The 12,736-nt window shown below is 70.4% G+C and carries 15 protein-coding genes and 1 pseudogene; 8 read left to right on the top strand and 8 right to left on the bottom strand.

The window, feature by feature from the left end:
- The first annotated feature begins 20 nt into the window (after nucleotides 1-20).
- Nucleotides 21-986 carry an NADPH:quinone reductase gene (locus ACQUS7_RS12980; protein WP_435147548.1) on the top strand — a complete coding sequence of 322 codons (966 nt, stop codon included), beginning with the start codon at nucleotides 21-23 and terminating at the stop codon, nucleotides 984-986.
- A 125-nt stretch (nucleotides 987-1,111) separates the two neighbouring features.
- On the opposite strand, the gene ACQUS7_RS12975 is transcribed toward ACQUS7_RS12980, so the two are convergent.
- From ACQUS7_RS12975 to ACQUS7_RS12965, 3 genes are all read right to left on the bottom strand, one after another.
- Nucleotides 1,112-1,672 carry a hypothetical protein gene (locus tag ACQUS7_RS12975; RefSeq protein ID WP_435147546.1) on the bottom strand — a complete coding sequence of 187 codons (561 nt, stop codon included), beginning with the start codon at nucleotides 1,670-1,672 and terminating at the stop codon, nucleotides 1,112-1,114.
- A 205-nt stretch (nucleotides 1,673-1,877) separates the two neighbouring features.
- The gene (locus ACQUS7_RS12970) at nucleotides 1,878-2,024 is read right to left on the bottom strand and encodes a DUF7563 family protein (RefSeq protein WP_435124747.1); all 147 of its coding nucleotides are present in this window, start codon (nucleotides 2,022-2,024) and stop codon (nucleotides 1,878-1,880) included.
- Between the two features lie 165 nt (nucleotides 2,025-2,189).
- Complete coding sequence (locus ACQUS7_RS12965; protein ID WP_435124749.1) at nucleotides 2,190-3,104, bottom strand: A/G-specific adenine glycosylase; 915 nt, start codon at nucleotides 3,102-3,104, stop codon at nucleotides 2,190-2,192.
- A gap of 130 nt (nucleotides 3,105-3,234) precedes the next feature.
- Here ACQUS7_RS12965 and ACQUS7_RS12960 point away from each other — a divergent pair, with 130 nt between their 5' ends.
- Together ACQUS7_RS12960 and ACQUS7_RS12955 are read left to right on the top strand one after the other, a co-directional pair.
- Nucleotides 3,235-3,387, top strand: a complete 153-nt coding sequence (locus ACQUS7_RS12960) for a hypothetical protein (protein WP_435147544.1) — start codon at nucleotides 3,235-3,237, stop codon at nucleotides 3,385-3,387.
- A gap of 53 nt (nucleotides 3,388-3,440) precedes the next feature.
- On the top strand, nucleotides 3,441-3,761 hold the full coding sequence (locus ACQUS7_RS12955) for a hypothetical protein (protein ID WP_435147542.1): 321 nt from the start codon (nucleotides 3,441-3,443) through the stop codon (nucleotides 3,759-3,761).
- Nucleotides 3,762-3,842: 81 nt separating this feature from the next.
- On the opposite strand, the gene ACQUS7_RS12950 is transcribed toward ACQUS7_RS12955, so the two are convergent.
- Entirely contained in the window at nucleotides 3,843-5,198 is a 1,356-nt protein-coding gene (locus tag ACQUS7_RS12950; protein ID WP_435147540.1) for an aminotransferase class III-fold pyridoxal phosphate-dependent enzyme, read from the bottom strand.
- Nucleotides 5,199-5,270: 72 nt separating this feature from the next.
- On the bottom strand, nucleotides 5,271-6,554 hold the full coding sequence (locus ACQUS7_RS12945) for an MgtC/SapB family protein (protein ID WP_435147538.1): 1,284 nt from the start codon (nucleotides 6,552-6,554) through the stop codon (nucleotides 5,271-5,273).
- Between the two features lie 208 nt (nucleotides 6,555-6,762).
- Here ACQUS7_RS12945 and ACQUS7_RS12940 point away from each other — a divergent pair, with 208 nt between their 5' ends.
- Nucleotides 6,763-7,914, top strand: coding sequence for an AI-2E family transporter (locus ACQUS7_RS12940; protein WP_435147536.1), 1,152 nt, complete (start codon nucleotides 6,763-6,765; stop codon nucleotides 7,912-7,914).
- A gap of 122 nt (nucleotides 7,915-8,036) precedes the next feature.
- On the opposite strand, the gene ACQUS7_RS12935 is transcribed toward ACQUS7_RS12940, so the two are convergent.
- Nucleotides 8,037-8,315, bottom strand: coding sequence for a PadR family transcriptional regulator (locus ACQUS7_RS12935; RefSeq protein WP_435126093.1), 279 nt, complete (start codon nucleotides 8,313-8,315; stop codon nucleotides 8,037-8,039).
- Between the two features lie 200 nt (nucleotides 8,316-8,515).
- On the opposite strand from ACQUS7_RS12935, the gene ACQUS7_RS12930 reads away from it, so the two are divergent.
- Nucleotides 8,516-8,794, top strand: coding sequence for an amphi-Trp domain-containing protein (locus ACQUS7_RS12930; protein ID WP_435147534.1), 279 nt, complete (start codon nucleotides 8,516-8,518; stop codon nucleotides 8,792-8,794).
- A gap of 170 nt (nucleotides 8,795-8,964) precedes the next feature.
- Here the strand turns inward: ACQUS7_RS12930 and ACQUS7_RS12925 are convergent, their stop codons facing one another.
- Together ACQUS7_RS12925 and coxB are read right to left on the bottom strand one after the other, a co-directional pair.
- Nucleotides 8,965-9,111, bottom strand: coding sequence for a hypothetical protein (locus tag ACQUS7_RS12925; protein ID WP_435124767.1), 147 nt, complete (start codon nucleotides 9,109-9,111; stop codon nucleotides 8,965-8,967).
- Between the two features lie 139 nt (nucleotides 9,112-9,250).
- The gene (gene coxB, locus ACQUS7_RS12920; protein WP_435147531.1) at nucleotides 9,251-10,063 is read right to left on the bottom strand and encodes a cytochrome c oxidase subunit II; all 813 of its coding nucleotides are present in this window, start codon (nucleotides 10,061-10,063) and stop codon (nucleotides 9,251-9,253) included.
- 120 nt (nucleotides 10,064-10,183) lie between these two features.
- Here coxB and ACQUS7_RS12915 point away from each other — a divergent pair, with 120 nt between their 5' ends.
- The 3 genes and pseudogenes from ACQUS7_RS12915 to sod all read left to right on the top strand — a co-directional run.
- Nucleotides 10,184-11,614, top strand: coding sequence for a heme o synthase (locus ACQUS7_RS12915; protein WP_435124772.1), 1,431 nt, complete (start codon nucleotides 10,184-10,186; stop codon nucleotides 11,612-11,614).
- A gap of 6 nt (nucleotides 11,615-11,620) precedes the next feature.
- Nucleotides 11,621-12,310, top strand: coding sequence for a DUF7546 family protein (locus ACQUS7_RS12910; protein WP_435147529.1), 690 nt, complete (start codon nucleotides 11,621-11,623; stop codon nucleotides 12,308-12,310).
- A 223-nt stretch (nucleotides 12,311-12,533) separates the two neighbouring features.
- Nucleotides 12,534-12,736: pseudogene (sod, locus tag ACQUS7_RS12905) on the top strand (superoxide dismutase [Mn]); the annotation flags it as partial.

Raw genomic sequence — 12,736 nt, 5'->3', positions numbered from 1 at the left:
CTGCCGCCCATCGTCCGGTGATGCGCGCTGTACGCTTCCACGAGCACGGCGGACCCGAGGTACTGCAGGTGGACGACGTCGACCGGCCCGAGCCGGCTTCCGACGAGGTGCTGGTCGCGGTCGCCGCGGCCGGCGTCAACCCCGTCGACACGTACTTCCGGGAGGGGTCGTACACGCCGTACGGCCTCCCCGCGATTCCGGGCGTCGACGCCGCCGGCGAGGCCGTCGAGGTGGGCGCCGACGTCGACCGAATCGCCGCCGGCGACGCCGTGTTCGCGACCGGGCTGTCCAGCGACCGGCCGGGCGGCTACGCCGAGTACGTCGCGGTTCCCGAGGACCGAATCGCCGTCCTCCCCGACGGCGCGGACCTCACGGCCGCCGGCGGCGCCGGCGTCGCGTCCGTCACCGCGTGGCGCGCGCTCGTCGACCACGGCGGCCTCCGGCCCGCCGAGACCGCGCTGATTCACGGCGGCTCCGGCGGCGTCGGCCACGTCGCCGTCCAGGTCGCCGCCGCGACCGGCGCCCGCGTCATCACCACCGCGGCGCCGCAGTACCACGACCGGCTCGAAGCGCTCGGCGCCGACGCCGTCTTCGACTACGGCCGCGACGACCTCGCGGACGCCGTGACCGACGCCACCGGCGGCGACGGCGTCGACGTGACGCTCGACCACCGGCTCGACGACTACCTCCAGTTCGACGCGGACGTCGCCGCCGCCGGCGGCCGCGTCGTCGGCATCGGCGAGAACGACGACGAAATCGGGCTCGCGCGCTCTTCGGCCGCCCGCGGCAAGGACCTGCAGGTGACGCTGCTGTCGATGTTCAACACGCCGCGGCTCGCCGACCCGCTCGCCGACGTCGCCGCGCTGTGGGCCGCCGGCGACCTCACCGTCGACGTCGCCCGGACCTACCCTATCGTCGAGGCCGTCGAGGCCCAGCGCGACGTCATGGCCGACAGCTTCCTCGGCAAACTCGTCATCGAGCCCTGACCGGCTGACCGCGTCTCGACGCCGACTTTTCACCGGCCTGCCGGCCGTCCTGCTGCTTCGGTCTGACGGCGCCGCTGTGGCTTCGGTCCGCCGGCGTCGCTACCGTTTCGGTCTGCCGACCTCCGCTACCGTTCCGGCTCTCGCTGCTTGTCGCGGGACGACTCCTGCTCGGATTCGGCGCCCTCGTCGACGCCGCTCCGCCGGCCGTCCTCGCCGGCGCCGAACAGGTCGTCGAGCCGGCGCTCGAACTCATGGTGGTCGATGTCGCCGGCGGCGTACCGGCGTTTCAACTCGGCCTCCGGCCCCTGCTCGTCATCGTCGCGACCGGCGGGCGACGGCGCCTGCGGATTCGAGGACGGCTGCTGGCGGTTCGGCGCCGACCGCTGCGGGTAGTCGGCCGGCGAGTCGACGTTGCCGATGAGCGAGAGGTACACCGGCCACAGCGTCGCGACGCCGACCACCAGCGCCGGCACCGACGCCGCGAGAGACAGCGCCCCGATGAGGAACAGGACGAACGACACCGCGCTGCCCATCGTGGCGATGCCGCCGAGGAACAGCACCGGCGCGCACAGGAGCGCGGGCACGCCGAGCAGCAGCCGGCCGAGGGTGCCGTCCGGCGTGTAGTGCTCGACGAGGCGGTGGAGGCTGCCGAACGCAGACTGGTCGCTGGAGGGGGGACCGGACATGTCCGAGCGTTGTCTGGACCGCTACGAATAGGTGTCGGTCGGGCGTCGATTCGCCGAGCCAAGCAGAGAGAACCGGGAGCGGAGAGCGGTGCGGTAGTCGACGGGGCGTTCGGGGTGACGTGGCTGTCGAGTCGATGGGGCAGCCAGGTCGAGTCGGTGGCGCGGTCGAGTCGGTGGCGCGGTCGAGTCGGCGTCGGCAGCGGCGTCAGTTCTTCTTCGCGCGGACGTCCTTCCCGCGGCGAACCATGTCCTCACAGTGCGGGCAGGCGCGGGGACGGGTGATTCCCTCGGGTTCGAACACCTTCACGTATCGTTCGGTGACGAACGACTCGCAGTTCTGGCAGGTCGGCATACCACGTCCGGGGAACACGCCGAATAAACCGTTTCCGGTCCACGGCGTCGGTGTGACGCCGTCACTTGGGTCGCGCTGACACGGCCGAACCGCGCGCCCGGCGACCGAACATCTCAACGTCACACAACGAACTTCGAGGGGCGGCCGCCGCCCGGCTGCGACGGCTCACCGCCGGAGTTTCGCGACCGCGTCGTCGCCGCGGTCGTCGACGTCCACGAGGCCGTCGCCGTCGAGGTCGTCGAGCAGGCCGCGCAGCCACTCCCGGCCGTACTCGCCGTCCGGCGCGTAGTCGACGCGGACGCGCGGCCCGAGCTCGTCCAGCGGGAGCTCGTCGTACTCCTTCAGCGTCGAAATCACGCGGCCCCGCATCTGCCGGCGGCTCCCCTCGAAACTCGGCTGCTCCGGGACGTCCGGCGCCGTGAAATCCCCGGTCTCGTAGGCGTGACACCACTCGCGCCACGGGCAGCCCGCCTCGTCGCAGCTCGGCGTCTTCCCGCAGGCGACGCCGCCCAGCTCCATGACGGCGTTGTTCCAGACGCGGGACTCGCCGTCCGGCATGAGCACCCGGGCCGCGCGCTCGAAGGCGTCGTCGTCGTCAGGGACGTCGAACGCGCGGTGGAGCACCCGCTTGACGTTCGTGTCGACGACGGCGTCGCCGTTGTTGAACGCGAACGACGCGACGGCGTTGGCGGTGTACGGGCCGACGCCCATCAGTTCCTGCAGTTCGTCGGGCGACTCCGGGAACTCGCCGCCGTACTCCGAGACGACCTGGTCGGCCGCCTCGTGGAGGTACTTCGCGCGGTTGTTGTAGCCGAGCGAGTGCGCCGACCAGAACGACACGACGTCGCCGCGGTCGGCCGACGCGAGGTCCGCCGCCGTCGGCCACCGGTCGAGGAACGCCTCGTACGCCTGCTCGACCCGGCTCAACTGGGTCTGCTGGCTCATTACCTCGGACACCAGCACCGCGTACGGGTCGTCGGTGCGGCGCCACGGGAACGAGCGGTGGTCCGCCTCGTACCACGATACCAGCGCCTCGCGAACCCGGTCGCGCTCCGCGCCGTCGGGGAGGCGGTCGGTCATACGCGGAGGTACGCCGCCCGGCGTTTATGGCTCTCGGTCCGGGGGCGGAGCGGCCGAAGCGGCGTCGGCGTCAGAGTCCGCGTCGGCTGCGCGCACAAGACTTACCAGTGGCGGCGCCTCCCTCTCGGACGTGTCTGACTCTCCCGTCTCGTTCGGTGCCGGCGTCGGTGCGCTCGGCGCTCCGCTCACGCTCGCCGCCGGAGCCGCGTTCGGTGCAGCGGGCGTGCTCGCGGGACTCGCCGGCTCTGCAGCCGTCGCGGCGGCGCTCACCACCGACGGCTGACGGGACGGATTCTGGAGCGTAACCGGTATCCGGCGTCCGCCGCTCGGCCCGGTATGGGACTCGACGCGCTCGACGAAGCGGTTGCCGAGGCGTACGGCGACATGAACGACGAGGTCGACGTGGAACTCGACCGCGAGACGAAAAACGAGCTCGCGCTGCTCGTCGCCGCGTTCGGCGGCGACCGCGACGAACTGTTCCGCCGCGGCATCCACCAGCTGTTCCGCAGCACCGTCGACACCGGCGACCTCGACTTCCACCTCCGGGAGGCGTTCGACGTCACCTACGACGAGTACCTCGCCGGCATGACGTACGACGAGATGACCGGCGCCGACCAGTACCCGCAGCGCAGCGACGAGCGGCGCTACCAGCAGTAACGGCGCAGCGGTCCGCGGCGGCGACGCGGTCGGAGACGCGAGGCGGGATGTCGGTGCGGCCGGAGCGAACGAGCGTCGCGTTCAGGCGGCGTCGGCGATGCTGTCGAGCAGCATCGACGCGCCGATGTCGATTTCGCGTTCGCGGACGTCAAGCGGCGGGAGGATGCGGATTACGGACCGGCCGCAGCCGAGGGTGAGCAGGCCGCGTTTCAGCGCCGCCTCCTGGACGGCGTCGCGGCGCTGTTTCGTGTCGAACTCGACGGCGAGCATCAGCCCCTTTCCGCGGACGTCGTCGACGCCGGCGGCGTCGGCGTCGCGCACCGTCTCGATGAACTGCCGGCCGCGGGCGACGGCGTTGTCGAGCAGGTCGTACTCGTCGATGGCGTCGAGGGTGAACGCGCCCTGCATCGCCGAGACGACGTCGCCGGCGCCCCACGTCGACGAGAGCCGCGCGCGCTCGTCGGGGAACAGGTCGTCGCGGCCGATGGTGGCGCCGACGCGGGCGCCCTTCGCGGCCGTGATGACGTCCGGCTCGATGGCGTAGTGGTCCGACCCCCACAGCTCGCCGGTGCGGCCCATCCCGGACTGGATCTCGTCGGCGACGAGCGGCACGTCGTACTCGTCGCTGACGGCGGCGAGCTCCTCCATGAAGGCGTCCGACGGGAACCGGTAGCCGCCCTCTCCCTGAATCGGCTCCACGATGATGTACGACACGTCTTCGGGGTCGACGTTGCCGCGCTCCGGGTGGAGTTTCTCGCGGAGCGCGGAGCTGTCGCCGCCGTCGACGAAGAACCCGCAGGTGCAGTCGCCGGCGTCGTCGCCGCAGGTCCGCGAGTCGCAGAACGGGACGTCGCTGACCCCGGAAATCTCCGGGTAGTCGCGGCGGTAGACGGACTTCGAGCGGTTCAGCGAGAGCGCGCCGAGCGTCCGGCCGTGGAACGCGCCGTCGAACGTGACGCCGTACTTCCCGCCACCGCTGTTGTCGTAGCAGATCTTGATGGCGTTCTCGACGGCTTCGGCGCCGGAGTTCGACAGGAACACGGTGTCGAGGCCGTAGTGGCCGGTGCGGTCGGTGAGCCGGTGCATCAGGTCGGTCGGCCCGGGCAGCGTCGACTCGCCGGGGTCGGCGCCGTCGGAGACGTAGAAGTCCTGCCCCGCGATCTTCGTCGGGTCGGTCAGGTCGAACTCCGCCATCTTGTCCACGATCTTCGGGTTGTTGTACCCGAGCGGCGCGGCGGCGACGTGGCTCGTGAAGTCGAGGAGGACGTTGCCGTCGACGTCGGTGCAGAACGGCCCTTCGGCGTCGGCGGTGATGTCCCAGACGAAGTCGTAGACGTAGGTGCTGGTCGCGGCGACGTCGCGGTGGTAGTCGGCCCACTCGCGGGCGCGCTCGCCGGGCATCTCGGTCACCCGAGGTTCGGCAGTGTCGCGGTCCATACCGACCGCAGGCGTGGCCTCCGGATAAATCCGTGGTAAATGTTGCCGGCGCGCCTCACGCCGCGGACCCGGTCACGGCAGCCCGGTGACGACGGTGGCGACGCCGGCGGCGACGAGGAGCGCGGCGCTCCAGGCGGCGACGCGGCGCGCGAACGTCCGCGGCCCCGCGGCGGCGAGTCCGGCCTTCACGACGACGCTCGAGGCGGTCGCCAGCAGCACGGCGACGACCGCGGTGTGTGAGTCGATGGCGCCGCCGCGGTACAGCAGCACCGCCGACGTCGTCGCCCCCGACGACGACACCAGCCCGGAGACGGCGGCGGTGACGTACAGGCCGGCGGTGCCGAACTCCGACTGCGCGACGGTGCTGCCCGCGAGGATGAACAGGAACACGGAGCCGAACGCGAGCGCGTTCCGCAGCGAGAACGGCGACTCCAGGTCGACGTCGACGTGTTCGCGCCAGTCCGCGGTGACGGCGGCGACCGCGACGCTGCCGAGGACGACGACGCCGAGCGGGACGAGCGCGCCCACCAGCACCGGCGCGTCCGTGCCGACGGTGAACGCGACGGCGATGGCGAGGTTCCGCAGCGCCATCGCGGCGTCCGCCAACAGCACCGCGGCGACGGCGTACGAGACGGCGTCCTCGCGTTCGGTGACGTAGTCGAGCATCGACCCGACGACCGCCGTCGACGAAGCCAGCCCGCCGAAGAACCCGGTGACTGCGATGCCGCGGCCGCCGTACGTCCGGATGAGCGCGTAGTTCGCCATGCCGATGCCGGCGACGGTGACCACCATCAGCCAGGCGACCCGCGGATCGAACGGGACGCCGTACACGGCCATCTCGCCCGCCGGCAGCAAGGGGTAGACGACGAACGCGAGGATGGCGAACTCGGTCATCGACCGGAGCTCCTCGCGTCGCAGCCCGCCGGCGAAGCCGTGCAGCTCCCGCTTCAACACGAGCAGCGTCGAGGAGACGACGGCGACCGTGACGCCCTCCAGGATGTAGCCGGCGGCGACGAGCGCGCCGACGCCGTACGCGGCCAGCAGCGACACCGAGGTCGTCAGCGACAGCGACTCGTACTCCGAGCCCATCCGGAGGCCGCGGGCGGCGAGCAGCACGCCCTGCACGATGACGAGCACGCCGCCGACGACGAGCAGCGACTCGCCGACCGTCGACCGCTCGGCGAGCAGCGTGAACACGGCGGCGACGAGGCTCGTCAGCGAGAACGTCCGGATGCCGGCGGACTTCTGGGACCACTCCCGTTCGAGCCCCAAGAACAGCCCGAGCGCCGCCGCTAACACGAGCCTGACGACCGGCTCTGACAGCGGCGCCGCGAGGAACGTCTCCACCGTAGCCATGGGCTGTGTCTGACTCGACCACCGTATTTAAAATTGGGCCGTGGCGACTCGCCGCCGGCGACGACGCGACTCTGTGACGCCGCCGCAGACGCGGCTCGCCGACACCGCTGCAGACGTGACTCGTCGACGCCGCTCCGAGACCGCTCGTCGACGCCGCCGGGTTCTCGGCCACGATACACTTTAGTCGGTTCCGCGGAGGTGTCACGGTATGCCCTTCAACGACGTCGACCGGTCCCGCGCGGTCTGGTGGGGGGTCGGCGGCCTGCTCGTGGCGGCGCTCACCTACGTCGTCTACTCGTTCGTCGGCACGTTCGTCTTCGGCGTCTTCATCTACTACGCCACCCGGCCGGTGTACAACCGCATCCGCCGCCGGATTCCGCAGCCGAGCGTCGCCGCCGCGGTCGCCATCTTCGCGCTCGCGCTCCCCGCGATGCTGCTCGTCGGCTACGCCCTCCTCATCGTCGCGAACCAGCTGTACGACCTCACGAACCGCGGCGTGTTCGACCCGACGCGCATCCCCGGCATCGACCAGGAGCTGCTCGACACGCTGTCGGACCCCGAGGCGATTCTCGCGCTCGACTGGGGGCAGTATCTCACCGTCGACACCATCAGTCGGCTCGCCGGGTCCGTCTCGAACGTGCTCGACGCGGTGGCGTTCTTCGGCACCGGCGCCATCCACCTGTTCGTGATGCTCGCGCTCGCGTTCTACCTCCTCCGCGACGGCGGCCGGCTCTCCCGGTTCTTCACGCGGTTCGCCGACCAGAACGGCGTCATCCAGGCGTACGGCCGCGCCGTCGACCGGGACTACCGCAGCATCTTCTTCGGCAACATTCTGAACGCGATGCTCACCGGCACCATCGGCGTCATCGTCTACTCGCTGCTCAACGTCGCCGCGCCGGCCGGCAACCACATCCCAGCGGCGGCGCTGGTCGGCCTGCTCGCCGGCGTCGCGAGCCTCGTCCCCATCGTCGGTATGAAACTCGTGTACTTCCCGGTCGCCGGCTTCATGGCGATTCGCGCCGCCGCGAACGGCGACGTCGGGACGCTGTGGTTCGTCGCCGTGTTCGCGCTGGCGTCGTTCGTCGTCGTCGACACCATCCCGGACCTCGTGCTCCGGCCGTACGTCTCCGGCCGGTCGCTGCACGTCGGCGCCGTCATGCTCGCGTACACGCTCGGCCCGCTGCTGTTCGGCTGGTACGGCATCTTCCTGATGCCGATGCTGCTGGTGCTCGCGGTGCACTTCGCGCGCATCGTGCTCCCGGAGCTGCTCACCGGCGAACCGATCAAGCCGTACGCGGTCGACCCGTCGTATCTCACCGCGGAGGGGCCGTTCCGTTTCGGCGACGTCGAAGAGGAGTAAGGGCGGCGAGCGGGACGGAAGAGGACGCAGGCGGCAGGAACAGAGACGGGAGGGAGCGGGGACGGCGGGGAACAGAGACGGCAGGCAGCGGAGGGCGGGAGAGAAGGCGGTGGTGAGCCGGGCTATTCGAGGTCGACGTACTGCGACTCCCAGTCGCGGCGCGCCTCGATTTCGCGGCGGCCGCGCCGCGTCAGCGTGTAGTAGTTGGTGCGGCGGTCGCGCTGCCCCTTCTCGACGAGGCCCTTGTCGACGAGCGTGTCGAGGTTCGGGTACAGTCGGCCGTGGTGAATCTCCTTCTCGTAGTAGTCCTCCAGTTCGTCCTTGATGGCGAGGCCGTGCGGCTCGTCTTGCCCCGCGATGACGTACAGGAGGTCTCGCTGGAACCCTGTCAGGTCGTACATCTGTACTGTCTGCATCCCGATTCGTGTCGGTTCGAAATAAGTATATCGGAGTTGGGCGGACGTACCGTCCGCTCCCCCGTTCGAACCGGCGCTCCGAGGCACATCGAACTACTACGCACGCTGAAACGATTCGGAGAGCCGGAGTATCCGCGAGTCGACACGCCAACGACGTTATCACGTCGCCGCCCCTGGTGACGCGTATGCCCGAAGAAGTCCTCTTCGAGAGCGAAGACCGACTCGACCGAACCGACGCCGCGGCGCTGCTCCGCGACGCCGCCGACCGCCTCGACGACGGCACCGTGACGCTCGCGGCCGGCGACGACTCGCTGACCCTCGACGTCCCCGGAACCGTCGACTTCGAAGTGAAAGCGGAACGGGAAACCGGCGCCGGCGGCGCCGACGAACTCAGCGTCGAATTCGAACTGGAGTGGCACGAAGGCGACGCCGACACCGACGACTCACCGGTCCGTATCGAGTAGCGTCACCAACGGCGTCGAACCAGCGAAAGTGAAAGTGAAAGGGAGTGCGCCGCGAATCCGCGGCGCAGTCGCCCTTCTGGTCCCCGCTGACGCTTCGGCCCTCCAAAGCGAAGCGTCACCTTTCCGTATCGACGGTACACGGATAAAGATATCGGGGTATCGCGACGCGGCTACATGTGCTCCTCTTCGAGCACCCAGCCGAGCGCCCGCTTGTAGTACGTAAACATCTGCCTGACGCCCTCGTGGCGCATCTCCTCGGACGCCAACTGCTCCTGGACGAACTCGTACTGCTCGCGGATCTCCTCTTCGTCTCGCATAGCGCCACGTTGTGCGGACGCGGACTTCAATCCGGTCAGCCGAGTCGGCGGGTCGTCCCGGAAGGTTGCCTCGGCGGGTCGCTGAGGCAGTCGCGGAGCCGACGTTCGGAACTGGCGTCGAAGAGAACAGCGGGCGGCGTTACGCGGCGAGGCCGGACGGCGCGGCAAGGTCGGAGGACGTGGACGTGCTGTTGCCGCTTGACTCCGGCTGCGTCTGGTTCTCGATGAACGTGTCGTACGTGTCCTGGGTCACCACGACGACGTTGAAGTACATCCGGGAGTGGCCGACGCCGCAGTACTCGGCGCAGTACCCCTGGTAGACGCCGGTCTTCAGCGGCGTGGTCATGATGGTGTTCCGCTGCCCGGGGACCGAGTCCTGTTTCAGCCCGAGTTTCGGGACGTGCATCGAGTGGATGACGTCCTCGGAGGTCGTCGTGAAGTACACCTGCTGCCCCTTCGGCACCACGATGGTCGGGCCTTCGAGTCCCTGCGCCCGCTTCACGTTGACTTCTTCAGCGGTGAGTTCGGTGATGTTGTGCTCCGGGTAGTTCATCCGCCAGTTCCACTGGTAGGCGACGGCTTCGACGTGCACGTCGTTCTCGTCCGGTGCGATCTCCATGTCCTTCGTGTGGGTCACGGCCGGGTCCGCGAGGACGCCGTAGGAGGCGGCGCCGACGAACAGCAGAATGACGGCCGTGGCGATGGTCCACGTCACTTCGAGCCGGCGGTTCTCCTTCGTCGGCTTGGCCTCGTCCGCGTCCTTGAACTTCAGGACGGTGTAGATGAGGACGGCCTCCACGAAAATCGTGACGGGAACCGCGACCCACAGCAGTTCCACGTTGAGTTCGTTGATGAGTCCCGCGGTCGTGGACGGCTGCGCGGCCGCCGTACCGGCGAACAGCAGCGAGCCGACCAGCGCCGCGAAGAGGGTCCCGAGACGCTTGCCCTTCATTACCGGCGGCTTGGAATAGGGGACGTAAATAGCTGCTGTTGTCGCCTGGTTCGCACGGCCGTCGCCGTGTTTCACGACGGAAACGCGGGGTTGATATGTCGCCGCACGTAGCCTCAAACAATGAACCGGTCCCGGCTGTCCGCCCTGCTCGCCGCGACGGCGATGGGCGTGTACCTCCTGCTTGTCGTCGGCGCGACGACGGCGGTCACCGACGCCGCGTCCGCCTGCGCCGCGTGGCCCGCCTGCGGCGACGGCCTCACCGCCCCGTCGACCAGCGCCGGATGGGTCGCCGTCGGGCACCGCGTCGTCGCCGCCGCGGTCGGCCTGCTCGTCGTCGCCACCGCGGTCACCGCGATTCGGGTCCGGCCGCCCCGCCGCGTCGCCGCCGCGCTCGCCGCCTCCACCGCGCTGTACCCGGCGCAGTCGCTGCTCGGCGCCTACGTCGCCACCGGCGGCGCGGGGACGCTCCTCACCGTCGCCGGCGTCGCCGTCACGGTCTCCGCGATTCACCTGCTCGGCGGCCTCGCCCTGTTCGCCGGGCTGCTCGCCGCGCTCGCGTGGGAACTCGAAGCCGAAACCGGCGCCGACGACGCGCCGGCGACGGGCCACCCGGAGCAGGCCGACGACCTCGACGCCGCGGACGCGGGCGCGCCGGACGTCCCGTCGTGGGCCGACGCGCCGCTCCGCCGCGGCCGCCTCACCGCAGCCGCGTACTTCCGGCTGATGAAGCCGCGGCTGATGTGGCTGCTCTGTCTCGTCGCCTCCGCCGCGATGGCGCTCGCCGGCGGCGACGCGCTCTCCCCAGGCGTCGTCGCCGCGACGCTCACCGGCGGCGCGCTCAGCATCGGCGCCTCCGGGACGTTCAACCACGTCCTCGAACGCGACGTCGACCGGAAGATGCAGCGCACCAGCGACCGGCCGCTCGCGGTCGACCTCGTCTCGGTGCGCAGCGCGGTCGCGTTCGGCCTGCTGCTCACCGCGGTGTCGGTCGGTCTGTTCGCCACCGTGAATCTGCTGGCGGCCGTCCTCGGCCTCGTCGCTATCGCGTTCTACTCCGTCGTCTACACGGTCGTCCTGAAGCCGAACACGGTCCAGAACACCGTCATCGGCGGCGCCGCCGGCGCGCTCCCGGCGCTCATCGGCTGGGCGGCCGTCACCGGCAGCGTCGGCGTCGGCGGCCTCGCGCTCGCGGCGCTCATCTTCCTGTGGACGCCCGCGCACTTCTACAACCTCGCGCTCGCCTACAAGGACGACTACGAGCGCGGCGGCTTCCCGATGATGCCGGTGGTGCGCGGCGAGACCGCGACCCGGCGACACATCGTCTGGTACTTCGGCGCGACGCTCGCCGTCGGCGCCGCGATGGTCGGCATCGGGAAACTCGACTGGCTGTACGCGCTCACCGGCGCCGCAGTCGGCGCCGTCTTCCTCTGGACTGTCGTCCGGCTCCACTACGAACAGACCGAACGCGCCGCGTTCCGGGCGTTCCACGCGTCGAACGCCTACCTCGGCGCCGTCCTGCTCGCGGTCGTCGTCGACGCCCTCGTCGTCTGACCCGCCATGACTGACGCCGTCGTCTCCGTCTCGCTCGCGGGCCGCGACGTCTCGCTCTCCCGGCGCGCCGTCCTGCTCGGCACGCTCGTCGTCAACGTCGAACTCGCCGCGGTCGTCGCCTACTTCGCGTTCACGAACGCCGCGATGACCTCGCCGGCGTTCACGCTGTACGGGCTGGTCTGGGTGAACACCGCCCTCGTCGTGTTCGCCGGGTTCGACGCCCCCGACGCGGCCCGGTCGACGCGCCGCCGCGCCGCCGCCGTCGCCGTCGCGTACTTCGCGGTCCTGGCGGCCGTCGGCGGCGTCGTCGGCGCCGCGTCCGCGAACGCGACGCCGAGCCTCTCGGTCGCGCTCCTCCCGCCCGGCTGGGGGCCGGCGCTGCTCGTCACCGGGTTCGGCGTCGACGCGATTCTGATGCCGGCGAAAGTGCTCGGCTACGCCGCGCTCGCACTGCTGCTGTACGGCGCCGTCGCCGACGCCGCGGGCGCCGGTGTCGCCGGCGTGCTCGGCCTGTTCTCCTGCGTCTCCTGTACGCTCCCGCTCGTCGCCGGCGCCGCCGCGACGCTGCTCGGCGGGGGCGGCGCGCTCGTCGCGGCCACCACCGGCTTCGGCTACGGGCCGTCCACGCTCGTCTTCCTCGTCACCGTCGCGCTCCTCTGGTGGCGCCCCGGTGCCGGCTTCTTCACGCGCGGGTAGGTCCGGACGACGGACGCGGCCGGTCGGACAATTCGTGTCGCAGCCGGCTGGCCAATCCCGGTCGGGACTGACTGGACAGCCGGCGTAGTCGACCGCGTCCAGCCGCCGTTTGCGATGGCGGCCGAGCCGGCACTTCGAGCCGCTCCGCACACCTGTCAACTCCTGTACTAAATCGGGCTTCAGAAAACGCTCTTTGTGCGGAGGGCCGTTGGTTCAACTGCACATGAGCGAGTACGAACTTGATCCGTTGCCGTACGAGTACGATGCGCTGGAGCCGCACATTTCCGAGCAGGTGTTGACGTGGCATCACGACACGCACCATCAGGGGTACGTGAACGGCTGGAACAGCGCGGAGGAGACGCTGGAGGCGAACCGTGAGTCCGGGGACGTGTCGTCGTCTGCGGGCGCGATTCGGGACGTGACGCA

Source organism: Halobaculum sp. P14 (assembly GCF_051195155.1).
In the GTDB taxonomy this organism is placed as follows: Archaea; Halobacteriota; Halobacteria; order Halobacteriales; family Haloferacaceae; genus JBNTKA01.
The sequence above is the reverse complement of the archived record's forward strand: the minus strand, read 5'-3'. Positions and strand labels throughout refer to the sequence as shown.

What these genes read in the sequence shown, in the direction of transcription:
- ACQUS7_RS12915 (WP_435124772.1), top strand. Translation starts at nt 10,184, where the DNA reads ATGAACCGGTCCCGGCTGTCCGCCCTGCTCGCCGCGACGGCGATGGGC.
- ACQUS7_RS12965 (WP_435124749.1), bottom strand. Translation starts at nt 3,104, where the DNA reads ATGACCGACCGCCTCCCCGACGGCGCGGAGCGCGACCGGGTTCGCGAG.
- ACQUS7_RS12935 (WP_435126093.1), bottom strand. Translation starts at nt 8,315, where the DNA reads ATGTACGACCTGACAGGGTTCCAGCGAGACCTCCTGTACGTCATCGCG.
- ACQUS7_RS12940 (WP_435147536.1), top strand. Translation starts at nt 6,763, where the DNA reads ATGCCCTTCAACGACGTCGACCGGTCCCGCGCGGTCTGGTGGGGGGTC.
- ACQUS7_RS12930 (WP_435147534.1), top strand. Translation starts at nt 8,516, where the DNA reads ATGCCCGAAGAAGTCCTCTTCGAGAGCGAAGACCGACTCGACCGAACC.
- ACQUS7_RS12950 (WP_435147540.1), bottom strand. Translation starts at nt 5,198, where the DNA reads ATGGACCGCGACACTGCCGAACCTCGGGTGACCGAGATGCCCGGCGAG.
- ACQUS7_RS12980 (WP_435147548.1), top strand. Translation starts at nt 21, where the DNA reads ATGCGCGCTGTACGCTTCCACGAGCACGGCGGACCCGAGGTACTGCAG.
- ACQUS7_RS12955 (WP_435147542.1), top strand. Translation starts at nt 3,441, where the DNA reads ATGGGACTCGACGCGCTCGACGAAGCGGTTGCCGAGGCGTACGGCGAC.
- ACQUS7_RS12945 (WP_435147538.1), bottom strand. Translation starts at nt 6,554, where the DNA reads ATGGCTACGGTGGAGACGTTCCTCGCGGCGCCGCTGTCAGAGCCGGTC.
- ACQUS7_RS12970 (WP_435124747.1), bottom strand. Translation starts at nt 2,024, where the DNA reads ATGCCGACCTGCCAGAACTGCGAGTCGTTCGTCACCGAACGATACGTG.
- ACQUS7_RS12925 (WP_435124767.1), bottom strand. Translation starts at nt 9,111, where the DNA reads ATGCGAGACGAAGAGGAGATCCGCGAGCAGTACGAGTTCGTCCAGGAG.
- ACQUS7_RS12975 (WP_435147546.1), bottom strand. Translation starts at nt 1,672, where the DNA reads ATGTCCGGTCCCCCCTCCAGCGACCAGTCTGCGTTCGGCAGCCTCCAC.
- ACQUS7_RS12910 (WP_435147529.1), top strand. Translation starts at nt 11,621, where the DNA reads ATGACTGACGCCGTCGTCTCCGTCTCGCTCGCGGGCCGCGACGTCTCG.
- coxB (WP_435147531.1), bottom strand. Translation starts at nt 10,063, where the DNA reads ATGAAGGGCAAGCGTCTCGGGACCCTCTTCGCGGCGCTGGTCGGCTCG.